Origin of the sequence: Pseudomonas sp. L-22-4S-12 (genome assembly GCF_009799935.1) — a bacterium.
Taxonomy (GTDB): Bacteria; Pseudomonadota; Gammaproteobacteria; order Pseudomonadales; family Pseudomonadaceae; genus Aquipseudomonas.
Window position 1 is genome coordinate 1 of record NZ_WELL01000009.1, and the last position, 20,687, is coordinate 20,687.

The window sequence follows — 20,687 nt, forward strand, 5'->3', positions numbered from 1 at the left end:
GGCCATGGCGGCCTGACTTAAACGAAACGGCCTCCACAAAACCCGGGGCGATTCATTTGCCCGCTCGCTAGTTGATGTAACTCGGTGAGATTTAGCTGCTGAAGATATTTCAATGACAATGCAGTCAGCGGCCGCCCATGAAACATGTTTTCGAGGATCTTGCTCAGCCGAGTGGCTGGGATGGCCGCACCGTTAATGTAGCTAACGCAGAAGTGGCATGCGATGTAGTAGAGGGTTGGGCTTTTCAATCGTGAGTCCGTTCTTGCCTGGGTGACTTGAGCCGAATGTTCTCACAGTTATCTGGGATTAGCTGCTGGCTGGTGTCCCCAGCCACAGGTGGTCATAGCAGCTAATGCAGCACTCAACACCACTGATCTGAGCGTGGCTGTGCTGCCTTTCTCCCTGTGCCGCTGTGACTCTGCGCCTGAGCCTGGCGATCTCACTTCATGGCCTGGCGCTGGAGCTGTCGCGGCACAACATCCAGGTCAACGTCGTCGCCCCCCAGCATCATCGAAACGCCGATGTATGACCACGACCGAGTACCGCAGCAAGACTCCCCCAGGGTTGATCGGACGACTTGCCCCCAGCTCAGCCTTGGCCACCGGGAGGTGCAAGGTGGTTAGTCGGTCTTTTACCCGATCAGGTTGCGGGGTAGACCCGAGCCCCATAGTGGCATCCGAATGCTCGCTTCGGCTCGTTTGCCACCATCCCTTGCGGGGACCGGTAGCGCAGATAAAGCCCTCCTTGCTGATTTCACAACCCGTCACGCGCTGCCTTGAAGTGGCCCGCAAGCAAGCCCTGTCGCGGACATGGCCATGGCTCATGTGTAGCGAACATCACTGATATCGATCGACACCAGCAGCTCCGCAGCGATGGCCTGGCCGTTCGGCGCTCGACGATAAGCCCGGCGCTTGCTTGGCATGAGCAAGCCACTGGAGCTGACGTAGTCATGCACATACTGGGCAGCCGGAATGGCGCCACTGACGTCGACGCAGTAGTCATGTCGGCGCAAGAGGAAGTCATCGCCGAAATAGAACTCCTGCACCTGGCAATGGGTCGCGACGTCTGCGGGAAAACGGACCCGCAAGCGCCGCCAGAGCGCTGCCCCTTCCTGCCAAGGTTCGACCTCCTCGGCGTGCACCCCGGGCAAGCCAAACAGGAAGGGCATGGTCAGGTAGGACCAGAGCGCATAGCCGTTGAAGTAGGCGCGATGCAGTGGGTCCCAGGGGGTCGTTTCGCCATGCCCCAGAAAGGAACTTCTCGGATCAAGCCGCTCGGCCACCAGCTGTCCTTCGACGGTCTCGATAGCGATGCGCTCGGGAGAATAGGCTGTACGCTGATTAGGGGCGCCGAAAGGCATTAGCGAAGCGCGCTGCTCGTGCAGCCAGACCGACATCTGCCGCGCCTGGCTATCCTGCTTCATGCCCTTCATTCCCCACAAACCACCTCCACTGGTGATGCTGGCTTCCACCCGGTTGAATTGACGCCAGCGCTCCAGACCGCCATGGGCGTCCAGTACCAGCTGCAGCAGTGCAGATTTCTGATGGTTCATCTCATTGCCCTCTTGCAGAAGCTGATTGCCCAAACACCGCCCTGACCCGCGCGGCGATGAGGTGACAGTGGGTTTCCAGGGCGAAGTGCCCGGTTTCCAGCAACTCGACCACCGCGTGCGGCACGTCGCGGGCGAACGCTTCGGCACCGGCTGGGAGGAAGAACGGGTCGTTACGCCCCCAGATGACCAGCACCGGGAAGTCGCTCTTGCGCAGCCAGGCCTGGAAAGCCGGGTAGTGCTTTATGTTGTTGGCGTAGTCGAGGATCAGATCGAGCTGGATCTCTTTAACCCCGGGCCACTCGAGAAGGCTGTTGTCGAGCATGATGGCTTCCGGCGCGATCAGCTCCGGGTCGGGAACACCGGTGAGGTACTGCCAGCTTGTGGCCTCGGCGCTCAGCAGGGCATCGCGGATGGCAAGGATCGGACCAGTACGCCCGCACCGGCGCCCAGGCCTCGCTGAGTCCTTCCTCGTAGGCGTTACCGTTCTGTGAAACCAGGCCGACTATCCGCTGCGGCTGCAACAGCGCCAGGCGCAGCCCTACGGGCGCTCCATAGTCGAACAGATAGAGTGCATAGCGCTGTAGCCCCAGCGCGCAGGTAAAGGCAGCCAGGGTGCCGGCAATCTGCTCGAAGCTGTAGACATAGCCACGCTCGGCGGGCACCTGAGTGAAACCGAAGCCGGGAAAGTCGGGAGCAACTACATGAAAGTGCTCAGCCAGCAGCGGCAGCAAATGGCGGAATTGATGCGAGGAACTTGGGAAGCCATGGAGCAGAAGCAAGGTCGGCAGCTCGGGCTGCCCGGCCTCGCGATAGAAGATACGTACGCCATCAACCTCGGCGTAGCGATGGCGTACGGCTGTCGGGGGCAAGGCGCTTGCTTGGTTCATGACAGATCACCTGACGGGGTCGTAGTCGCAGACATTTCGGCACCTCACGATGCTTAGTGAGTCAACCTGGAGACGGCAGGCGACAAACACTCTGCCGCCTGCACCGATCATCTTTGCTCAGTCGCGGCGATAGCGTTCGGCTACCGACTGGCGGGACAGATTGGGCAGTAGCTTCTGCCGTGCAGCCTCATAAGCCTGCCAATCGGCCAGCTCGGGCAGCGATGGAAGGGTAAACAGTTCCCCCTGGTCAAAACCGGCCAGCGCCGCATCCACCAGGTCTGCCGGCTGCATCACGATCTGGCTCGGCAGGGCCTCCAGCGGAGTCCCGGCGACCGCCCAGAAGTCGGTGGCGATAGCCCCGGGAACGACGGCCTGGATTTGCACGCCCTTGCCGGCCAACTCGTGATGCAGCGATTGGCTGAAGGCCAGCACGAATGCCTTGCTTGCGCCATACACCCCGTTGAGGATCTCCGGGGCAATCCCCACGATCGAAGCGATGTTGATGATCGCGCCCCGGCCACGCGCGACGAATCCCGGTGCGGCGGCATAGGCCAGGCGGGTCAACGCGGTCACGTTCAGCTCGATCATGCGGGTCATCGCCTCCACATCCGAATCGAGCAATGCGGAGGTCGCGCCGACGCCCGCGTTGTTGACCAGCAGCGAGACGTCATCCTGCGTGCGCAGCAGCTGCTCCACCCGCGCCAGCCCCGCCTGGTCGCCCAGATCGGCGACCAGCACCTCGACCTGGCAGCCGGTCTCTTCTCTCAGACGCTGGGCCAGCAGATCCAGACGCTGCCGCGAGCGCGCCACCAGAATCAGGTCATAGCCGCGGCGGGCCAGGCGCTCGGCGTAGAGCGCCCCGATACCGGACGAGGCGCCCGTGATCAATGCACTGCCATGGGAAGTCTGAGTAGTCATAAGGGTTTCTCCTGAGGCGTTTGCAAGGTTGTTGAATAGAAGCCTTGAGAAGAGATTAACCAGCCTTGATAACGTCTCAAATGTCATATATACGTCTTTTTAGGACATGGCTCGAAACAGGTCAGAGAAACACGTGCATCGCGTAGGTTTTGTCGTTTTTCCCAACTTTCAGGTCATGAGCCTGGCGATCGTTTCGGCCTTCGAAATGGCCAACATCGCCGTCGGCGAGGCCTTCTACGGCATTCGCCTGTTATCCGAACATGGCGGCCCGGTGCGTACCTCGGCCGGTTTTGCGGTTGAAACCGAGCCCTTCGGCAAAAGCGCGCTGGATACGCTGGTGGTCAGCGCCGCAACCTACATCCATCCGGCATCGCCGGGGTTGCTGGACTTTGTGCGCCGGTCCGTCAGCACCTCACGACGCGTCGCGGCGCCGTGCACCGGGGCCTTTACCCTGGCCGAGGCCGGCGTCCTCGATGGCCGCCAGGCCACCACGCACTGGTTCTTTGCCAGCGACCTGCAAAAGCGCTTCCCTGCCGTACGCTTGGAGGAAGACCGCATCTTCATCGTCGATGGCAATGTCTGGACATCGGCCGGCATGACCGCCGTCGTCGATTTGGCCCTGGCAATGATCGAGCAGGACCTCGGCCCCGAAGTTGCCCGCGACGTAGCCAAGAGCCTGGTCGTCTACCATCGCCGCGCTGGCGGGCAGTCCCAGTTCTCCGCGCTGTCGAAGCTGAAGCCGAAGTCCGACCGCATCCAGAAGGCGCTGGACTACGCCAAGAAGAACCTGCACAGCCGCCTGGCGGTGGACGAACTCGCCGAAGCCGCCAATCTCAGCACCCGCCAGTTCAGCCGAGCCTTCCGGGACGAAACCGGTCAATCGCCGGCCAAGGCGGTCGAGAGCCTGCGCCTCGAGGCCGCGCGCCTGCTGATCGAAAAGGGCCGCCTGTCGATGGATCGGATCGCCGTGGAAACCGGTTTTGTTGACCGGGAAAGGATGCGCAAGGCCTTTCTCAGAGCCTTTGGGCAGCCGCCACAGATGCTCAGGCGCGCCTCCCGGACCGAGCTATAGCCGGCGCATGCAGCTCCCCACCCTGCGGCTGCGCATCTGTGCAGCCGCAGGCAACCCGAGATCAGGCCGGGCCGGCAGAAAGACCGGCCAGCAACTCGATAACCGTCTTGCCCTGGCCGCGCCCCTGCACAACCTGGCGTAAAGCCTCGTTGACCGCATGCAGCCCGTAGCGCTGCGGATCCACTCTGACCCTCAATTGCCCGGCGTCGGCCAGCGCCGCGGCCTCGCGCAGGATGGCACCGTGGTGTTCGCGCCCCTGGCCGGACAGCAACGGCAGCAGGGTGAAAACGCCCGAATAGGTGGCGCCCTTGAACGACAGCGGCGCCAGGCTGTGCTGCCCCCAGCCCAGACAGCTGAGCACATGCCCGGTGTAGGACTTCACCGAGCGGAACGCGGCGTCCAGCGTAGCGCCGCCGACGGTGTCGTAGACGATGTCGAAGCCTTCCCCGGCCGTATAGCGCTCGACATAGCCCTCCACGGCCTCCTCCTGGTAGTCGATGGCCGTGGCCCCCAGCGCACGAATGAAATCGAGACTGGCCGCCGAGCCGGTGGCGTAAACCTCGGCGCCCCGGGCCCTGGCCAGCTGCACGACCATCTGGCCGACCCCGCCAGCACCGCCATGCACCAGTACGCGCTGACCGGCACGCACATTGGCGCGATCCACTAGGCCCTCCCATGCCGTGATGAACACCAGCGGCACTGCCGCAGCCTCGCGCATGCTCAGCTGCCGCGGCTTCGGTGCGATCAGGCGGGCATCGACGGCGATATAGTCGGCCATGCTGCCTTGGGCACCGCCGATCCCGCCGGCCATGCCGAAGACCTCATCGCCTGGTGCGAAATCTTCAACCCCGGCCCCCAGCTCGACGACCGTACCGGCCAGATCCAGGCCAAGCACGGCGGGCAACGGCTGGCGGGCATGCGCCGCCGCGCCGGCGGCGATCTTGCCATCGAGCGGGTTGAGCCCCGCGGCATGCACTCTGACCAGGACCTGCCCTTTGGCAGGCACCGGGCGAGCAATGCTGCGCACGACCAGAGGGGCCTGGGCGGATTCGGCGATGGCGGCAAGCATGGTGTTATTCATGATGGTGAACCCCGAGAGATTGGACATCTGCAGGTTGCCGTCACCCTTGCATTCCGATAAGAAGCTAAAAGTGCATATCACCTATTCCGGTAAGAGGCCTAATTGCCGATGGACCTGTTCGACAGCATGCGCATCTTCGTTCGTGTCGTGGAGCGCGGCTCGTTCTCCGCGGTAGCTCGCGAGCGCAACCTCGGGCAACCGGCGGTGAGCAAGCAGATCCGGGCCCTGGAGCAGCATCTCGGTGGACCGTTGTTCGTCCGCAGCACCCGACATCTGGCCCTCACCGACCAGGGCCAGCGGTTCTACGAACACAGCCAGGACATTCTTGCCAACCTGGAAAGCGCCACGCTGAGCTTCGCCAGCGGCCAGGAAAAAATCGCCGGGCAACTGCGCATTGCCGCGCCCGTAAGTTACGGACGGCTGTGCATGGCACCGCGGCTAGGCATTTTTCTGCAGCGTCATCCCGAGGTGCGGATCGACTTCAGGCTGAGCGATCACAACGAGGATCTGCTCAGGGAAGATATCGACCTGGCCATCCGTATCGGCGTACTGAGAAATGAGGGCCTGGTGGCGGCACCCCTCGGGGCCAGCGCCCGCCGGGTCTACGCAGCGCCGGCCTATCTGGCGCGCCATGGCGTACCGCGCACGCCAGGCGAGCTGAGCGGCCACAACTGCATCGGCTTCACATTGCTGGAGCACTACGATGTCTGGCACTTCAGCCGTGGCGCAGAGGAGTTCGAGGTTGCCATCGCGGGCAACATGACCAGCAACAGCAGCGAGGCCATCCGCGAAATGGTCCTCTCCGGCCTGGGGATATCCCTGTCTCCCGAATGGCTGTTCGCGGCCGATCTCGAACAGGGCAAGGTTGTCAGCGTGCTGGACGATTATCGGACCATGGCACTCCCCATCCATGCCGTTTTCAGCGCCGAGCGGCGACGTTCGGCGCGGACGATGGCCTTCGTCGACTTTCTACGGGAGCAGCTCTGAACGTGAGCGATGAATCGCCACTGATCCGGGCGTGGGCTGTGTAGGCTTTCTCCTGGTGCAGCTGTGACGCTGCGCGTACGCCTGGCGGTCTCAGCAATGACCAGGCCCTGTCTTCTGCTTGGCTGATCCATACTCCAGTTCATCCACCGATGCCTGTTCGGCCTGTTTCCCCAGGCTCTCACTGATCGAACCACCGAGCTGTCCATGACCAGTATTTGGAAGTCGTTTCGCTCACTGTATTTCGCCACCTTGCTGATGCTGATCGGCTCCGGCCTGTTGAGTACCTATCTGGGCCTGCGCCTGGCCGCGGATAAGGTCGATACCGCATGGATCGGCGCGCTGATGGCGGCCAACTATCTCGGCCTGGTGCTGGGCGGCAAGGTTGGCCATCGGCTGATCGCCCGGGTCGGCCATATGCGCGCGTTTGTTTCCAGCTCCGGGGTGGTCGGTGCCGCCGTGCTCGGTCACGGCCTGATCGATTGGCTGCCGGCCTGGCTGGTGCTGCGCGCGCTGGTGGGCCTGGGCATGATGTGCCAGTACATGGTGATCGAGAGCTGGCTCAACGAGCAGGCTGATGCCAGCCAGCGCGGGCGGGTGTTCTCCGGCTACATGATTGCCTGCTACCTCGGCCTGATGCTCGGCCAGCTCACGTTGGTGTTGCATCCGGCGCTGGGCTTGGAGCTGCTGATGCTGGTGGCGCTGTGCTTCACCCTGTGTCTGGTGCCGGTGGCCATGACCCGTCGCAGCCACCCGGCGCCCATGCAGCCGGTGGCGCTGGAGCCGCTGTTTTTCATCAGGCGGGTGCCGCAGTCGCTGACCACCATTCTGGTCTCGGGCCTGGCCATCGGCTCCTTCTATGGTCTGGCGCCGCTGCACGCCTCGCGCATGGGCCTGAGTACCTTGCAGGTCGGCCTGTTCATGGCCAGCTGCATCCTCGCCGGCCTGCTGGTGCAGTGGCCGCTGGGTTGGCTGTCGGACCGTTACGATCGCGGCGCGCTGATCCGCAACTGCGCGGTCTTGCTGACCCTGGCCAGTCTGCCCCTGGCGATCCTGACCGAGCTGCCGCTGGCGCTGCTGTTCCCCCTGGGCTTTGTCTTCTGCCTGCTGCAGTTCAGCCTGTACCCGCTGGCGGTGGCGTTTTCCAACGACTACATCGAGGCCGAACACCGGGTTTCGCTGACGGCCATGCTGCTGGTGACCTTCGGCATCGGTGCCTGCCTGGGGCCGCTGACCGCGGGGCTGCTGATGCGCGAGCTGGGGCCGAACATGCTCTATGCCTTCGTCTGCTTCTGCGCCTTCGTGCTGATCTTCCGCGTGCGCCCGGACACCATCAAGAACATGCAGCCGGTGGAAAATGCGCCGCTGCAGCACGTGGCCGTGCCGGACAACATGACCAGCTCGCCGCTCTCGGCCGCCCTCGATCCACGTGTGGAGGAACGCACGGTGCATGAGCAGATGCAGCGGGCCAATCCGGCGGCAGAGGCGGGTGACCAGTCGGCGCCGTGATGGCGCCCGGCCAATCAGTGGCCAGCCCGCCGGCATTTCCGTAACATCGCCGGCCCTCGTTTCCCACACGCTCCGCGGACCGGCCTTGCCTGCCCGCTCTTGGGTCATTACATGAAAATGAAACGGCTGCGCGCCGACGTCCTGGCCGGGCTCACCACCTCCTTTGCGCTGGTGCCCGAATGCATCGCCTTCGCCCTGGTGGCGCACCTCAATCCGCTGATGGGGCTGTACGGCGCCTTCATCATCTGCACCCTGACCGCGTTGTTCGGTGGGCGGCCGGGCATGGTGTCCGGTGCCGCCGGTTCGATGGCTGTGGTGATAGTCGCGTTGGTGGTGCAGCACGGTGTGCAGTACCTGCTGGCCACTGTGCTGCTCGGCGGGTTGCTGATGATCCTGTTCGGGGTGCTGCGCCTGGGCAAGCTGATCCGCATGGTGCCGCACTCGGTGATGATCGGCTTCGTCAACGGCCTGGCCATCATCATCGCCCTGGCCCAGCTGGAGCACTTCAAAGAGGGCGAGGCCTGGCTCAGCGGCAACGCGCTGTACCTGATGCTCGGCCTGGTGGCGCTGACCATGGCCATCGTCTACCTGCTGCCGCGTCTGACCCGCAGCGTGCCGCCGGCGCTGGTGGCGATTCTCGGCGTGGGCCTGGCGGTGTACCTGCTCGGCCTGCCGACCCACACCCTGGGCGACATGGCCCATATCGCCGGCGGCCTGCCGGAGTTCGCCCTGCCGCAGGTGCCCTGGACCCTGGAAACCCTGCGCATCATTGCGCCCTACGCGATCTTGATGGGCCTGGTCGGTCTGCTGGAAACCCTGCTGACGCTGAACCTGACCGACGAGATCACCGAGAGCCGCGGCTTTCCAGATCGTGAATGCGTGACCCTGGGCGCGGCCAACATGGTCTCCGGGGCATTTGGCGGCATGGGCGGCTGCGCGATGATCGGGCAGACCGTGATCAACCTCAGCTCCGGTGGCCGTGGCCGCCTTTCCGGCGTGGTCGCCGGGGTGATGATCCTGCTGTTCGTGCTGTTTCTCTCGCCGCTGATCGAGCGCATTCCGCTGGCGGCGCTGGTCGGGGTGATGTTCGTGGTGGCGCAGCAGACTTTTGCCTGGGCCTCGCTGCGGGTACTCAACCGGGTGCCGCTGAACGATGTGCTGGTGATCATTGCGGTAACCAGCATCACCGTGTTCACCGACCTGGCCACCGCCGTGCTCTGCGGCATCGTCATCGCCGCGCTCAACTTTGCCTGGCAGCACGCCCGCGAGCTGTATGCCGACAGCCATCTACAGGCCGATGGCAGCAAGCTCTACAGCCTGCACGGCACGCTGTTCTTCGCCTCGACCACGCCTTTTCTCAACCAGTTCGACCCGGCCAACGATCCGCAGCAGGTCGTCCTCGACTGCCGCCACCTGAGCTTCGTCGACTACTCGGCCATCGCCGCGTTGAAGACCCTGCGCGAGCGTTACGCCAAGGCTGGCAAGCAGCTACGCGTGCTGCACCTGTCCGCGCGTTGCAAGCAACTGCTCAAGCGCTATGGCGTAGCGCACGACTGAGGTCGCCATGCGGCGCGGCTTGGCTGTCCTCAGTCTGAACCTTGGCTAGCGGGGCGGCGGCGTGCCCTTGCGCAGGCTCTTACTGCGCTTGCGCTCATGCGCGCTGGCGGCCGCCGCTTGCACCAGGCGCTGGAAGGTCGGGCACTCGGCGTGGCTCGGTGCCGGGCAGGCCGCTGCGTGGCGTAAGCCATTGCTCATGGCCTGCAGGCGCTTGATGGTGGCATCGAGCTCATCGGCCTTGGCCGCCAGCATCTGCCGGTCGATGGCCGGCGCACCGCCGGGCGCGAACATCGAGCGGATTTCCTCCAGGGTGAAGCCGGCCGACTGGCCGAGCGAGATCAGCGCCAGCTGATCGAGGATCTGCGGCGCGAAGCTGCGCCGCTCACCCTGGCGGCCGAGCGAAGCGATCAGCCCCTTTTCTTCGTAAAAACGCAGCGCCGATGCTGGCACACCGGATCGTCTGGCGACTTCAGCGATATCCATCAGCTACCCCTTGACCTCAAGTTCACTTGAACTTGTAGATTCGAGCAGAACCCCTGGCGGGTCAACCTTGAAGAGGTCCTTATGACGAACTTACTGCAATTCATAACCCTGGCGGCCGGCATTGGCATCCTGGCCACGGCGCTGATGGATATCTGGCTGATGCTGTTGAAATACGCCGGCGTGCCGACCCTGAACTTTGCCTTCATCGGCCGCTGGGTGGGGCATCTGCTGCGCGGCAAGCTGGCCCATGCGGCCATCGCCAAATCGCCGCCGATCCGTGGCGAATTGGCCCTGGGCTGGCTGATGCATTACGTCACCGGCATCGCCTTTGCGGCGCTGCTGCTGGCCATCGTCGGCCTGGACTGGGCCTGGCAGCCGACGCTGCTCCCGGCGCTGCTGCTGGGCATCGCCACGGTCAGCATCCCCCTGCTGGTGATTCAGCCGGCCATGGGCTCCGGCTTCGCCGCCGCCAAGACGCCAACCCCACTGCGCAACTGCCTCAAGAGCCTGGCCAATCACAGCGTATTCGGCCTGGGCCTGTACCTGGCCGCCGCGCTGATCGGCGCGCTGCTGCGCTGAGCGCAGACACCTATCCCTCGGCTTCCTGGAGTTACAGTCATGAACAAAGTCGCGATCATCTACCACAGTGCCCATGGGCACACCGCGCACATCGCCCGCATCGTTGCCGAGGGCGCGCGCAGCGTGCCCGGTATCGAAGTTGGCCTGTTGCAGGCGCAAGACCTGGCCACGGCGCCGGATGCGCTGCTTGGGTTCGACGCCTACATCCTCGGCTCACCCACTTACCTCGGCGGGGTGTCGGCCCAGGTCAAGGCCTTCATGGACGCCACCGGCGGGCTGTGGCGCAGCCAGCAACTGCGCGGGCGCCTGGCGGCGGGTTTCACGGTGTCGGCCTTGCCGGCCGGTGACAAGCAATCGACGTTGCTGTCGATGTTCGTCTTCTGCATGCAGCACGGCATGTTGTGGGTCGGCAATCCGATTCTGCCGGAGCAGCATATGGGCGTTGCCTACGACGAAGCGGCAAACCGCCTCGGTTCCTGGTCGGGGCTGATGGCCCAGGCGGAGAAGGCCTCGTCGGCCGATTCGTTTGTGCCGGGTGATATCAAGACCGCGCGGTTGTTCGGGCAGAACTTCGCCGCCACCCTGCAGCGCCTGCACCACGGCAGCCCACTGACGCAGAGCCTGGAGGTGGTCGGATGATCCCGCGCAAATACAGCCCGCTGCTGTTCGCCCTGATTCTCTCGGGGGTGATGTCTCTGCTGGTCTCGGGACTCTCCACCTTCCGCGCCACGGGTCTGATTCCCGGCTTTGCCAGCCTGTGGCTCGGCGCCTGGCTGTCAGCCTGGCTGCTGGCTTTGCCGCTGGTGCTGCTGATCAGCCCGCTGACTAGGCGCCTGGTCGAGAGGCTGGTGCGCAGCGACTAGGAACGTTTGCCGCAATCATCCGCTCAGTCCCGCCGCGGAATCGCCAGCCCCCGTACCACCGCCGGCCGCGCCAGGAAGCGTTCGAGCACCCGCTGTACATGGGCAAAACGCTCGAACTCCACCAGTTCGCCCGCCCCATAGAAGCCGATCAGGTTGCGTACCCAGGGGAAGATGGCGATATCGGCGATGCTGTAGGCCTCGCCCATGATCCACTCGCGGCCCTGCAGGCGCTGGTCGAGCACGCCGAGCAGGCGCTTGGCTTCCTCGATGTAGCGGTCGCGCGGGCGTTTGTCCGCGTAGTCCTTGCCGGCGAATTTATGGAAGAAGCCGACCTGGCCGAACATCGGGCCGACGCCGCCCATCTGCCACATCAGCCACTGGATGGTCTGGTAGCGCGCGGCGGCGTCCCGGGGCAGCAGCTGGCCGGTCTTCTCGGCGAGGTAGAGCAGGATCGCGCCGGACTCGAACAGCGCCAGCGGCTGGCCGTCCGGGCCGTTGGGGTCGAGGATGGCGGGGATCTTGTTGTTCGGGTTGAGCGAGAGGAATTCCGCGCTGAGTTGGTCGTTGCTGTCGAAGCTGACCAGGTGCGGCTCGTAGGGTAGGCCGGTCTCTTCCAGCATGATCGACACCTTGACCCCATTGGGCGTGGGCAGCGAGTAGAGCTGCAGGATATCGGGCTGGGTGGCGGGCCATTTGTGCGTGATGGCGAAGGCGGACAGGTCTGGCATGGGCGCTCCGGTCGGGCTGGCGGAAAGGGGCAGGATAGCGGCGAATGTCCGTTCGGTCAGGTGGCGGGTTTCTCCCGGCGGGCCGAAACCGGTATGGTTCGCTCCTTTGCACAGCGCTACCGGAGATCCTTGATGAGCCTGCACGGCGATTACGATGAACAGAACATCTTTGCCAAGATCATTCGCGGCGAAGCCCCCTGCTACAAGCTGTACGAGGACGACGAGGTGCTGGCCTTCCTCGATGTGTTCCCGCAGTCCTTCGGCCACTCGCTGGTGATCCCGAAGCAGGTGCAGGCGCGCAATATCCTGGAAATCGACAGCGCCAGCCTGGCCAAGGTGATGGCCGTGGTGCAGCGCCTGACCCGCGCGCTGGTGGACGAGCTGCAGCCGGCCGGCGTGCAGGTGGCGCAGTTCAACGGCGCGCCGGCCGGGCAGACGGTGTTTCACATCCACATGCACGTGATCCCGCGCTTTACCGGCGAAAGCCTGGGCATCCACGCCAGCGCCAAGGCCGACCCGGCCGAGCTGGAGCAGCTGCAGGCACGCTTGCTGGCGCGTCTGGGCTGAGGGCGGCGCTGGTCGGTGAACCGTCCGGGCCGGGTTTATTGCTCCAGGGCCAGGGCGACATCCGGGCAGCGGGCTTCCTCGCTGACGGTCTGGCGCTTGAGCCATTGTTCGGCCTGGGTGTACCAGGCGGTATCGCTGGTATCCAGTTCGGCGATGGCCTCTTGAGAGCCGCTGGCCGCGGCCTTTTCCAGCCAGAGGCGGCGTTGGATCTGGTTGCTCGGCATGCCGCGGCCGATGCTGTAGGCATGGCTGAGGCCGTACTGGGCCTGTTCATGGCCGCCCAGGGCGGCCTTGCATAGCCACTGCAGGGCCTTGTCGTCGTTGCTGACGTAACGCTCGGCGAGGCCGTCGTCGCTGCTGATGTCCTGAATGCCGTTGTCGTCGGTCCAGTATTCCTCGGCGAGGAGGTACTGGGCGTGGGCGTTGCCCTGTACGGCGGCCTTTTCGAACCACTGCATGGCGATGAACTGCTGCTGCGGGTCGTCGCCCTGCAGCAGGTAGTCGACGCCCAGTTCCACCTGGGCCAGGTCGAGGCCCTGGTTGGCGGCCTGTTCCAGCAGGGGCAGGCGTTTGGCATCGCCGCCGGGGAGCAGTTCGTCGCGGTAGAGGATGGCCAGCTCGAAGGCCGCGCGGGCGACCCCCTGGTCCGCGGCCTGGGCATACCACAGCTCGCTGAGGGCGTAGGCCTGGCGGGTGTAGTACACATAGCCGAGGTTGAACTGGGCACAGGCATCGCCCACCGCGGCCTTGGCCTTGAGGGCCTCGACGCCGGGCGCATCGGCCGGGTCGACGACTATGGCGCAGGTGCTGGCCCAGGCGCTCCCGGCGCCGAGGCTGCCGAGCAGGGCCAGGCTGGCCAGCAGTCGTGGAAGATGGCGGGGGTACTGCATGGTGGGGCTCCTTGCCGGTTCCGGCTCTGCGGTGGGTGCTGGGCGGTTGGGTTGGGCGGGCTCGCCGCCAGGCTGGCGATGGGGCTAGAAGATCGTGTCGATCCTGCCGATCAGATTGGCCTTGGGCACCAGGCCGAAGATGCGGCTGTCCCTGGAGTTGTCGCGCGAGTCGCCCAGCATGAAATAGTGCCCGGCAGGTATGCGGGTGGGTGCCAGAGACCCGTAGCTGCCTCGCCCGGGGAAGAACGGCCGGCGAATGTAGGGTTCGGCAATCGCGACCTCATTGATGTAGACCTGATGGTCGTACATGGCCAGCAGGTCGCCGGGCAGGCCGATCACCCGTTTGACATAGCTGGCTGCGGTCTTGTCCGGGACCCGGAAGACCAGGATGTCGCCGCGTTTGGGCTCGCCCAGGACGTAGGGCCAGATGTTGCACAAGACCAGATCGCCCGATTCCAGTGTGGGCTGCATCGATTGCGAGGGCACCGAGTAGAGAACGAAGCCGAGCATGCGCGCCCGCGGGTCGAGGCTGGGGATGCCCAAGGGGTTGGCCAGGTAGTAGGCGGCTGCGGCCACGAGAATGCCGGCGAACAGTTTCCAGGGTTTGACGCGCATCGAGATCCTTCCGTGGTCTTGCCGGGCGTTCCGGCGCTGCGCTCCATGCGCGGGGTGCCGGCCGAGGTGGCGGGCAGGCTGGGGACGACATTAGCCATTCGCCGCAAGCCGCACAAGTTGCCCGTGGCGGGCTTGCCGGCTGGGCACGGGCGGACGTTCGCCCCGGCCCACGGCGCCGCTGCGCTGCAGATCTGCGCCGCGCCCGGCTTGTGGTGAGCGGCGCGAGCGCCAATACTGGGGCCGCATCTTCGATCGCCCAAGGAGGGCTTCCATGCGCTTGATCTCTGCGGTTCTGCCCCTGCTGTTGCTCGCCGGTTGTTCGTCCTTCCGTGCCGATCCCGAGGATGTGCGCCCGGTGCCGGCCGATCGGCTGCTGGCCTTTCAGGATGCGCGCGAGGGCGGCGGGCAGATCGTGGTCAACCGCGACCTGGGCATGATGGGCGGCGGCTGCTACGTGGCCATCGAGGTGGATCGCCAGGTGGCCGCGCGCATCGGCGTCGGTGAGGTGGCGAGCTTCCAGGTGCCGGCCGGCACCCGCGTGGTGGGCATCACCTTGGACAAGCAGGACGACACCCTGTGCAGCAAGGGCCGCCTGCTGCGCGAACTGGCCGTGCCGGTGAAGGCCGGCGAGAGTCATGCCTTTCGCATCGTCAGCCAGAACAAGGGCGGTTTCGACATCCTGCCCGAGCAGCCACGGCCCTGATCGCCCGTGCCGGCGAGCCTGGATGACCCGGGTTTGCCGGCCGGACGCCAGCGGATGAGCTGTGCCGGGCTGCTGCGCGGCCCGTCGGCTGCCGCGAGTGGTAAGGCTATGTCCCAATAGCGTGTTGCACAGGCCATCAAGCTTTAGTGGGAGCGGATTTATCCGCGATAAACAGGCAGCTCGGCGTAGGCCCTGATCGCGAATGAATTCGCTCCCACGAACAGCCAGAGCAGCCACCGCGAGCGCTTGAGCCAAACAACAGCGCGGCGTAGCAAGGCGTAACAGGTACATAGCCAGTGGTAACCCGCTTTACAACTCGAACAGCAGCAGGTTGCTGGTGCCGCTGAACAGCGCATAGCGACCGCTCTGCATGAACGAGCCCAGCTCCTGCTGGCTGGAGAGGTGGTCCTTGAGCGAGCCGTCGCGCCGGTCAAGCAGGTACAGCTGATCCTCGGCGCTGCGCAGGAACAGGGTGTTCCCGGCGAAGTGAAGGGAGCTGTCGCTAAGCTCGCTGCCCAGCTGGACCTGCCATTGCGGTTGGCGGTTACGCAGATCTATGGCCTGCAGATCGCTGTTGGCGCTGCTGTGGAGATAGAGCAGGTGCGCGTCGGCATCGAGATGGGGCGTCTGGCTCTCCTGGAAGCCGAGCCGCCACAGCGTCTTGCCGTTGTCCGTGGCCAGGGCCTGCAGGCTGTGCTGCTCTTCGTCGAGGACGTACAGCTGGTTGCCGGCGAGCAGGCTGCCACTGGCACCCATGGGGCGTTGCCAGAGCGCCTTGCCGTTGCTGTCGAAGGCCTGCACCCGGCCCTCGCCGTCGAGCAGGAACAGGCGGTTATCTACGCTGCGCAAGGCTTGGTAGCCCTCACCTTGCAGTTCGAGCCGCCAGCGTTCGTCACCGCTGGTGCGGTCGATGGCGACCAGCTGGAAATCTTCTTCGATCCATACCAGCAGGTCGCCCAGCACGGTCAGGTCGCTGGCCAGGCCTTGCTGCTCGAAACGGGCCAGGGTCTTGCCGTTGCTCGTGTCGATTGAGTGGATGAAGAAGGCTTCGTCGGCCAGGTAGATCTGCCCGCCGGCGAGGGCCTGGCTGCTTATCTCGCTATCCAGATCGCGTTTCCACTGCGCCTTGCCCGTGCGCAGGTCGACCGCGTGGAGGACGCTCGTGCCGCTGCTGAACAGTGCCTGGTCGGCCGTGCTGGCGAGCAGGTGCAGGCCCTCGCTGGCCCGGTTGTAGGACCAGGTCATGGCGCGGGCAGGCTTGCCCTGCGGGCTGTGCAGGTTGTCCAGGCGCAAGTGGCTGACCAGCTCGACGCGGCTGCCGGTATTGGGCTCCGGATTTTTCGCCAGTTGCCGGTGGCAGGCGCGATAGGCGCTTTCATCGAACTCGGGTTCGCTGGCGCGTGCGGCGAGCAGGGCGTTGAACTGGGCTTCGACATAGGGGGGCAGGTCCGTGCCCTGCAGGCGCTGGTTGATCAGGCGCTGGCGTTCGGGGTCGTTGTCCTCGTAGCCATCCTCGAAGAACAGCCCGTCGATGCAGTGGATCTGGGTCTGGTACCAGCCGAGCTGTTGTTCATCGAGGGCGGCATAGGCGTTGCTGTGGTCGGCTGGCGCCGCCTTGGCCGGGCAGGCCTGGGTTTGCTGGCTGAGCTGGCCGGCAGCGTTCGCGCACAGGTACTGGGTGGCATGGCAGGCCTGGCTGATGCTGGCGAGCAGGAGAAATCCCCGCAGGGAAAGTGATAAACGCATCCTTGTGTTCCTGGCAGATGCCCATGGCGTGGGCGACGCGGCATTCTAAGCAATGCCGCGGGCAAGGGCCGGTCGACATGCCCAGGCCATGCTCGGCGTCACGCTATCGGCGCTTGCCCGCGCCGGCCATGGGCGGCTCCGCTCAGCGCACCACGCCACGCCCGGTGAAGTGCAGGTGGGCGAAGTGGCCGTGGCTGTTCTGCGCCTGGATGTGGATCGGCCCCTGGGTCTGGTAGCTGCCGCTGGCCATTTCCGCTTCGTTGAACTCGAAACCGTCGGGCAGTACCAGGCGCACGCGCTGGGCTTCGCCGCTGACCGGGTTGCGGATCGGTTCGCCACTGGCTTCCAGCACCTCGGGAATGCGCACCCGGGCCTGGCGCCCGTCGACATCGACGCTCAGCTCGATGGCGACGAACTGGGGTTCGTGCATCTCGCTGATGGTGCCGGCGAACACATTGAACACGGTGGCGCCGGGATCGGTTTCGGCTCCGGAGAGAATGGTCAGCAGGGCGTTGCGCTGTTCGGCGCTGGCGCGCTGGTCGATGAATACCTGGCAGCGGCCGTTGCCTTCGTGGATGGCGCCCGGCCAGGCGAACATGCCGACCCAGCACAGGCCGTCGAGAACGGTTTCGTTGAAGTGGCCCCGGTCGATGCGCATCGACACCACGGCTTCACACTTGCCGCGGCTGGGCCGGGCGCTGAATTGGCAGGGGCAGCCCCAGTCGCAGTTGCAGGTGACGAATTCGTCGCCCTGCATCCGCCAGTCGGCCATGGACATGGCGTCCTCCTTCCCGCCGCAGCGGGGTTGGCAATCCCCCATCAGTCAGGCTAACCCCGGGGCCGGGTGGGCGGGGCGCGAGCCGACTAAAGGCGGCCGCCGGCTCAGCGGTACTTGGCCAGGATCGCCTCAAATTCGCCGTCCTGCTTCATCCGCACCAGGGCGCGCAGCAGGCGCATGGTCGGCACGTCCGGCTCGTCGCGGACGATGCAGGCGATCGGGTCGGCGCTCACTTCGCCCACTGCCTGCAGCTTGCGTTCGGCGGGCTGCCGGCGGTTGTACCAGTCGAGGGACAGTTCATTGCTGACGGCGTAGCGGTAGCGCCGCGCCTGCAGCTTGTCCAGGGCCTGTTCCTGGGTGCGGGCGTCGTCGCGGCGCAGCCGGCCGCTGGCGAACAGCGCGTGCAGCCGCGGATAGCTGAAGCCCAGCACGGTGCCGATCGTTTCGCCCGGCAGTCGGCGCGGATCGAGTGCGGCGCCGTCGCGGCGGCTCACCAGCAGGTCGCGCTGGACCATGAAGGGCACGCTCCAGATGTACTGGTGATGGGACTCCTGCAGCCAGTCCTGGGTGACGTAGCAGCGCACGTCGATCTCGCCGCGCACCAGCACCTGCTGCACGCGCAGGCGCGGCATGACCAGCAGTTCGGCGCGCCGCCCGACCTTCTGCGCCAGGCGGGTCTGCAGGTCGTAGAGAATGCCGCCGGTGGCGCGCCGGTCATCGATCTGCATCATCGGCATGGCCCAGCTGTCGGTCACGGCAAAGCGCAGCGGCCGCTCCTCGGCGGCGAGGGCGGCGCTCAACAGCAGGAGGGCGAGCGACAATAGATGCATGGCGATGGCGGGTGGCGGCCTGGGGCTCGGGGTGCGGGGGCGCGCGCCACAGCTTACCGAGAAACCGGCTCGGTGGTCCTGTGCCGGCTTCAACGGGTCAGCGGCAGGGCCAGGCCCATCGCCGTGAACAGGCCGCCGCAGCCGCGGTTGAAGACCTTGCCGCTGCGCTCCAGCCAGGGGCGGATGCGCTGGGCCATGCGTGCCAGGGCATATTCCACCAGGCCTTCGACCAGGGCGAAGGTCAGCGCCATGACGGCGAACTGCAGCCAGAGGTCCGCCGCCGGGTCGAGGAACTGCGGCAGGAAGGCGGCGTAGAACAGGATCACCTTGGGGTTGGAGACTGCCGCCAGCAGGCCCTGGCGCAACAGCTGCGGACCGGGCCTGGCGGCTGCCGGGGCGAGCGCGGCCAGGTGCAGGGGCGGGGCGCGCCAGAGCTGCACGCCGAGCCAGATCAGGTAGGCGCCGCCGAGCCACTTGAGCAGGATCAGCGCGTCGACCGAGGCCTGCAACAGGGCGGCCAGGCCGAACATCGACAGGGCCATCAGCAGCACGAAGCCGAGCACGCCGCCGCTCACCGTCCACAGGGTGCGGCGGTGGCCATACAGGGCGCCGTGGCTGAGGGCGAGCAGGCCGTTGGGGCCGGGCGTCAGCGCCAGGCCGATGACGGCGCCAAGGTAGATGAGCCAGGTGTGCAGGGCCATGTTCGATCCCCAGGCGGCCGGGAGGCCGATCATCCAGCAGACCCTAGCCCATGGGCGCCGCGTCGCACAAGGCCGGGCGCCTGCCGTGGTGGCCGTTATGCCCTGCTTTATGGCGGGGGAGGCCTGTGCCCCCGGCGGGCTGGCGAGCATCTCTCCTAGCAGGGATGCAGTCGCCGGCAGTCTGTCGGGGCAGCGCCGGGCGCCCGGCTGTGGCACACTCTGCCGCTTACGACAGGCGTGCCGCCACCGGCGTTGCCGCTTTGCCGGTCCAAGAATTTCTGCCCGCGGCTGGCCGCGGGCCTATCGCACACCTGGTCGCCCGCGCGACCCAGACCAAGAGGAACGCCCCGTGCACAAAGCCGTAATCAGTGGCACTGGCCTGTATACCCCGGCTAACAGCATCTCCAACGAGGAGCTGGTGGCTTCCTTCAACAGCTACGTTCAGCAGTTCAACAGCGACAACGCCGCCGCCATCGAGCGTGGCGAGGTCGAGGCGCTGAGCGAGTCCAGCGTGGCCTTCATCGAGAAGGCGTCGGGCATCAAGAGCCGCTACGTGATGGACAAGGCCGGCATTCTCGACCCGCAGCGCATGACCCCGCGCATCCCCGAGCGGTCCAACGACGAGTGGGGCATCCTCTGCGAGATGGCCGTCGGCGCCGCCAAGCAAGCCCTGCAGCGCGCCGGCAAGACCGTCGCCGATATCGACGGGGTGATAGTCGCCTGCTCCAATCTGCAGCGCGCCTACCCGGCGGTGGCCATCGAAGTGCAGGCGGCCCTCGGCATCCAGGGCTGGGGCTACGACATGAACGTGGCCTGCTCCTCGGCCACCTTCGGCCTGCAGGCGGCGAACAACGCCGTGCAGACCGGCCAGGCCCGCGCCGTGCTGATGGTCAACCCGGAGATCTGCACCGGCCACCTGAACTTCCGCGACCGCGACAGCCACTTCATCTTCGGCGATGCCGCCACCGCGGTGATAGTCGAACGCGCCGACCTGGCGACCTCGGCCCACCAGTGGGACATCGTCGGCACCAAGCTGCTGACCCAGTTCTCCAACAACATCCGCAACAACTTCGGTTTCCTCAACCGCGCCGCGGAAGAGGGCATCGGTGCCCCGGACAAGCTGTTCGTCCAGGAAGGCCGCAAGGTGTTCCGCGATGTCTGCCCGATGGTCGCCGAGCTGATCGCCGCGCACCTGGCCGAGAACCAGCTGAATGTCGGCGACGTGAAGCGCTTCTGGCTGCACCAGGCCAACCTCAACATGAACCTGCTGATCGCCCGCAAGCTGCTCGGCCGCGACGCCGAAGAGGGCGAGGCGCCGGTGATCCTCGACACCTACGCCAACACCAGTTCGGCCGGTTCGGTGATCGCCTTGCACAAGCACCAGGACGACCTGCCCAGTGGCGCGCTGGGCGTGCTCAGCTCCTTCGGTGCGGGTTACTCCATCGGCAGCGTGATCCTGCGCAAGCACTGAAAATCAACTTAATGTCTGCTGCGCTTGGTCATGCTGCGTTGAAAACAGGCTCGGACAGTGGCTTGCCACTGAACGCCCAAGGGGCGACCCGTGAGGGCGAACGGAGTGAGTACTGCTCATTTACAACACGTAAACTCCGCGCCCTCGCCTGTTTGACCAGCCTGCGGCTGTTA

21 protein-coding genes and 1 pseudogene are annotated in these 20,687 nt (G+C 65.5%); 10 read left to right on the forward strand and 12 right to left on the reverse strand.

The features are described 5' to 3' along the window. Window positions 1-820: 820 nt before the first annotated feature. The 3 genes and pseudogenes from F3I16_RS18140 to F3I16_RS18150 form a co-directional block, all read right to left on the reverse strand. Window positions 821-1,552, reverse strand: coding sequence for a hypothetical protein (locus F3I16_RS18140; RefSeq protein WP_160494951.1), 732 nt, complete (start codon window positions 1,550-1,552; stop codon window positions 821-823). A gap of 1 nt (window position 1,553) precedes the next feature. Further along, window positions 1,554-2,439: pseudogene (locus F3I16_RS18145) on the reverse strand (alpha/beta fold hydrolase). 117 nt (window positions 2,440-2,556) lie between these two features. Continuing rightward, a complete protein-coding gene (locus F3I16_RS18150) occupies window positions 2,557-3,357 on the reverse strand; it encodes an SDR family oxidoreductase (RefSeq protein ID WP_160494952.1) in 801 nt (266 codons plus the stop codon). A 133-nt stretch (window positions 3,358-3,490) separates the two neighbouring features. Between F3I16_RS18150 and F3I16_RS18155 the strand changes: the two genes are divergently transcribed. Continuing rightward, window positions 3,491-4,429 carry a GlxA family transcriptional regulator gene (locus F3I16_RS18155; RefSeq protein WP_160494953.1) on the forward strand — a complete coding sequence of 313 codons (939 nt, stop codon included), beginning with the start codon at window positions 3,491-3,493 and terminating at the stop codon, window positions 4,427-4,429. Between the two features lie 61 nt (window positions 4,430-4,490). Here F3I16_RS18155 and F3I16_RS18160 read toward each other — a convergent pair whose 3' ends face one another. Next, a complete protein-coding gene (locus tag F3I16_RS18160; protein WP_160495061.1) occupies window positions 4,491-5,510 on the reverse strand; it encodes a zinc-dependent alcohol dehydrogenase family protein in 1,020 nt (339 codons plus the stop codon). A 108-nt stretch (window positions 5,511-5,618) separates the two neighbouring features. Between F3I16_RS18160 and F3I16_RS18165 the strand changes: the two genes are divergently transcribed. From F3I16_RS18165 to F3I16_RS18175, 3 genes are all read left to right on the forward strand, one after another. Further along, window positions 5,619-6,497 (forward strand): LysR family transcriptional regulator, encoded by an 879-nt coding sequence (locus tag F3I16_RS18165; RefSeq protein WP_160494954.1) that lies wholly within the window; start codon window positions 5,619-5,621, stop codon window positions 6,495-6,497. A 204-nt stretch (window positions 6,498-6,701) separates the two neighbouring features. Next, complete coding sequence (locus F3I16_RS18170; protein WP_160494955.1) at window positions 6,702-8,003, forward strand: MFS transporter; 1,302 nt, start codon at window positions 6,702-6,704, stop codon at window positions 8,001-8,003. A 111-nt stretch (window positions 8,004-8,114) separates the two neighbouring features. Further along, window positions 8,115-9,560: a SulP family inorganic anion transporter gene (locus tag F3I16_RS18175; protein WP_160494956.1), complete on the forward strand. Its 1,446-nt coding sequence runs from the start codon at window positions 8,115-8,117 to the stop codon at window positions 9,558-9,560. Window positions 9,561-9,605: 45 nt separating this feature from the next. Here the strand turns inward: F3I16_RS18175 and F3I16_RS18180 are convergent, their stop codons facing one another. Beyond that, window positions 9,606-10,043 carry a helix-turn-helix domain-containing protein gene (locus tag F3I16_RS18180; RefSeq protein WP_160494957.1) on the reverse strand — a complete coding sequence of 146 codons (438 nt, stop codon included), beginning with the start codon at window positions 10,041-10,043 and terminating at the stop codon, window positions 9,606-9,608. Between the two features lie 81 nt (window positions 10,044-10,124). Between F3I16_RS18180 and F3I16_RS18185 the strand changes: the two genes are divergently transcribed. Genes F3I16_RS18185 through F3I16_RS18195 form a run of 3 tightly spaced genes read left to right on the forward strand, consistent with a single transcriptional unit; the run spans window position 10,125 to window position 11,485 of the window. Continuing rightward, a complete protein-coding gene (locus F3I16_RS18185) occupies window positions 10,125-10,622 on the forward strand; it encodes a DUF2938 domain-containing protein (RefSeq protein WP_160494958.1) in 498 nt (165 codons plus the stop codon). A gap of 39 nt (window positions 10,623-10,661) precedes the next feature. Beyond that, complete coding sequence (locus F3I16_RS18190) at window positions 10,662-11,261, forward strand: flavodoxin family protein (RefSeq protein ID WP_160494959.1); 600 nt, start codon at window positions 10,662-10,664, stop codon at window positions 11,259-11,261. After that, window positions 11,258-11,485 (forward strand): DUF2798 domain-containing protein, encoded by a 228-nt coding sequence (locus F3I16_RS18195; RefSeq protein ID WP_160494960.1) that lies wholly within the window; start codon window positions 11,258-11,260, stop codon window positions 11,483-11,485. The genes F3I16_RS18190 and F3I16_RS18195 overlap by 4 nt, the downstream gene beginning before the upstream one ends. Window positions 11,486-11,508: 23 nt before the next feature. Here the strand turns inward: F3I16_RS18195 and F3I16_RS18200 are convergent, their stop codons facing one another. Further along, the gene (locus tag F3I16_RS18200) at window positions 11,509-12,213 is read right to left on the reverse strand and encodes a glutathione S-transferase N-terminal domain-containing protein (protein WP_160494961.1); all 705 of its coding nucleotides are present in this window, start codon (window positions 12,211-12,213) and stop codon (window positions 11,509-11,511) included. Between the two features lie 132 nt (window positions 12,214-12,345). Between F3I16_RS18200 and F3I16_RS18205 the strand changes: the two genes are divergently transcribed. Continuing rightward, complete coding sequence (locus F3I16_RS18205) at window positions 12,346-12,780, forward strand: HIT family protein (RefSeq protein ID WP_160494962.1); 435 nt, start codon at window positions 12,346-12,348, stop codon at window positions 12,778-12,780. Between the two features lie 35 nt (window positions 12,781-12,815). Here F3I16_RS18205 and F3I16_RS18210 read toward each other — a convergent pair whose 3' ends face one another. Then, window positions 12,816-13,670 carry a tetratricopeptide repeat protein gene (locus F3I16_RS18210; RefSeq protein WP_160494963.1) on the reverse strand — a complete coding sequence of 285 codons (855 nt, stop codon included), beginning with the start codon at window positions 13,668-13,670 and terminating at the stop codon, window positions 12,816-12,818. An 84-nt stretch (window positions 13,671-13,754) separates the two neighbouring features. Then, window positions 13,755-14,285, reverse strand: coding sequence for a signal peptidase I (gene lepB / locus F3I16_RS18215; protein ID WP_160494964.1), 531 nt, complete (start codon window positions 14,283-14,285; stop codon window positions 13,755-13,757). A 271-nt stretch (window positions 14,286-14,556) separates the two neighbouring features. Between lepB and F3I16_RS18220 the strand changes: the two genes are divergently transcribed. Further along, complete coding sequence (locus F3I16_RS18220; RefSeq protein WP_160494965.1) at window positions 14,557-14,988, forward strand: 3-isopropylmalate dehydratase; 432 nt, start codon at window positions 14,557-14,559, stop codon at window positions 14,986-14,988. Between the two features lie 309 nt (window positions 14,989-15,297). On the opposite strand, the gene F3I16_RS18225 is transcribed toward F3I16_RS18220, so the two are convergent. The 4 genes from F3I16_RS18225 to F3I16_RS18240 form a co-directional block, all read right to left on the reverse strand. Beyond that, complete coding sequence (locus F3I16_RS18225; protein WP_160494966.1) at window positions 15,298-16,734, reverse strand: PQQ-like beta-propeller repeat protein; 1,437 nt, start codon at window positions 16,732-16,734, stop codon at window positions 15,298-15,300. 142 nt (window positions 16,735-16,876) lie between these two features. After that, complete coding sequence (locus tag F3I16_RS18230; RefSeq protein WP_160494967.1) at window positions 16,877-17,512, reverse strand: DUF1326 domain-containing protein; 636 nt, start codon at window positions 17,510-17,512, stop codon at window positions 16,877-16,879. A 104-nt stretch (window positions 17,513-17,616) separates the two neighbouring features. Beyond that, window positions 17,617-18,342: an ABC transporter substrate-binding protein gene (locus tag F3I16_RS18235; protein WP_160494968.1), complete on the reverse strand. Its 726-nt coding sequence runs from the start codon at window positions 18,340-18,342 to the stop codon at window positions 17,617-17,619. 89 nt (window positions 18,343-18,431) lie between these two features. Continuing rightward, on the reverse strand, window positions 18,432-19,043 hold the full coding sequence (locus F3I16_RS18240; RefSeq protein WP_160494969.1) for a LysE family translocator: 612 nt from the start codon (window positions 19,041-19,043) through the stop codon (window positions 18,432-18,434). Window positions 19,044-19,392: 349 nt separating this feature from the next. On the opposite strand from F3I16_RS18240, the gene F3I16_RS18245 reads away from it, so the two are divergent. Next, the gene (locus tag F3I16_RS18245; RefSeq protein ID WP_160494970.1) at window positions 19,393-20,514 is read left to right on the forward strand and encodes a beta-ketoacyl-ACP synthase III; all 1,122 of its coding nucleotides are present in this window, start codon (window positions 19,393-19,395) and stop codon (window positions 20,512-20,514) included. The last annotated feature ends 173 nt before the right edge of the window (window positions 20,515-20,687 follow it).

What these genes read in the sequence shown, in the direction of transcription:
- F3I16_RS18200 (WP_160494961.1), bottom strand. Translation starts at nt 12,213, where the DNA reads ATGCCAGACCTGTCCGCCTTCGCCATCACGCACAAATGGCCCGCCACC.
- F3I16_RS18230 (WP_160494967.1), bottom strand. Translation starts at nt 17,512, where the DNA reads ATGTCCATGGCCGACTGGCGGATGCAGGGCGACGAATTCGTCACCTGC.
- F3I16_RS18195 (WP_160494960.1), top strand. Translation starts at nt 11,258, where the DNA reads ATGATCCCGCGCAAATACAGCCCGCTGCTGTTCGCCCTGATTCTCTCG.
- F3I16_RS18205 (WP_160494962.1), top strand. Translation starts at nt 12,346, where the DNA reads ATGAGCCTGCACGGCGATTACGATGAACAGAACATCTTTGCCAAGATC.
- F3I16_RS18150 (WP_160494952.1), bottom strand. Translation starts at nt 3,357, where the DNA reads ATGACTACTCAGACTTCCCATGGCAGTGCATTGATCACGGGCGCCTCG.
- F3I16_RS18220 (WP_160494965.1), top strand. Translation starts at nt 14,557, where the DNA reads ATGCGCTTGATCTCTGCGGTTCTGCCCCTGCTGTTGCTCGCCGGTTGT.
- F3I16_RS18240 (WP_160494969.1), bottom strand. Translation starts at nt 19,043, where the DNA reads ATGGCCCTGCACACCTGGCTCATCTACCTTGGCGCCGTCATCGGCCTG.
- F3I16_RS18225 (WP_160494966.1), bottom strand. Translation starts at nt 16,734, where the DNA reads ATGCGTTTATCACTTTCCCTGCGGGGATTTCTCCTGCTCGCCAGCATC.
- lepB (WP_160494964.1), bottom strand. Translation starts at nt 14,285, where the DNA reads ATGCGCGTCAAACCCTGGAAACTGTTCGCCGGCATTCTCGTGGCCGCA.
- F3I16_RS18165 (WP_160494954.1), top strand. Translation starts at nt 5,619, where the DNA reads ATGGACCTGTTCGACAGCATGCGCATCTTCGTTCGTGTCGTGGAGCGC.
- F3I16_RS18140 (WP_160494951.1), bottom strand. Translation starts at nt 1,552, where the DNA reads ATGAACCATCAGAAATCTGCACTGCTGCAGCTGGTACTGGACGCCCAT.
- F3I16_RS18160 (WP_160495061.1), bottom strand. Translation starts at nt 5,510, where the DNA reads ATGAATAACACCATGCTTGCCGCCATCGCCGAATCCGCCCAGGCCCCT.
- F3I16_RS18185 (WP_160494958.1), top strand. Translation starts at nt 10,125, where the DNA reads ATGACGAACTTACTGCAATTCATAACCCTGGCGGCCGGCATTGGCATC.
- F3I16_RS18190 (WP_160494959.1), top strand. Translation starts at nt 10,662, where the DNA reads ATGAACAAAGTCGCGATCATCTACCACAGTGCCCATGGGCACACCGCG.
- F3I16_RS18210 (WP_160494963.1), bottom strand. Translation starts at nt 13,670, where the DNA reads ATGCAGTACCCCCGCCATCTTCCACGACTGCTGGCCAGCCTGGCCCTG.
- F3I16_RS18170 (WP_160494955.1), top strand. Translation starts at nt 6,702, where the DNA reads ATGACCAGTATTTGGAAGTCGTTTCGCTCACTGTATTTCGCCACCTTG.
- F3I16_RS18180 (WP_160494957.1), bottom strand. Translation starts at nt 10,043, where the DNA reads ATGGATATCGCTGAAGTCGCCAGACGATCCGGTGTGCCAGCATCGGCG.
- F3I16_RS18175 (WP_160494956.1), top strand. Translation starts at nt 8,115, where the DNA reads ATGAAAATGAAACGGCTGCGCGCCGACGTCCTGGCCGGGCTCACCACC.
- F3I16_RS18235 (WP_160494968.1), bottom strand. Translation starts at nt 18,342, where the DNA reads ATGCATCTATTGTCGCTCGCCCTCCTGCTGTTGAGCGCCGCCCTCGCC.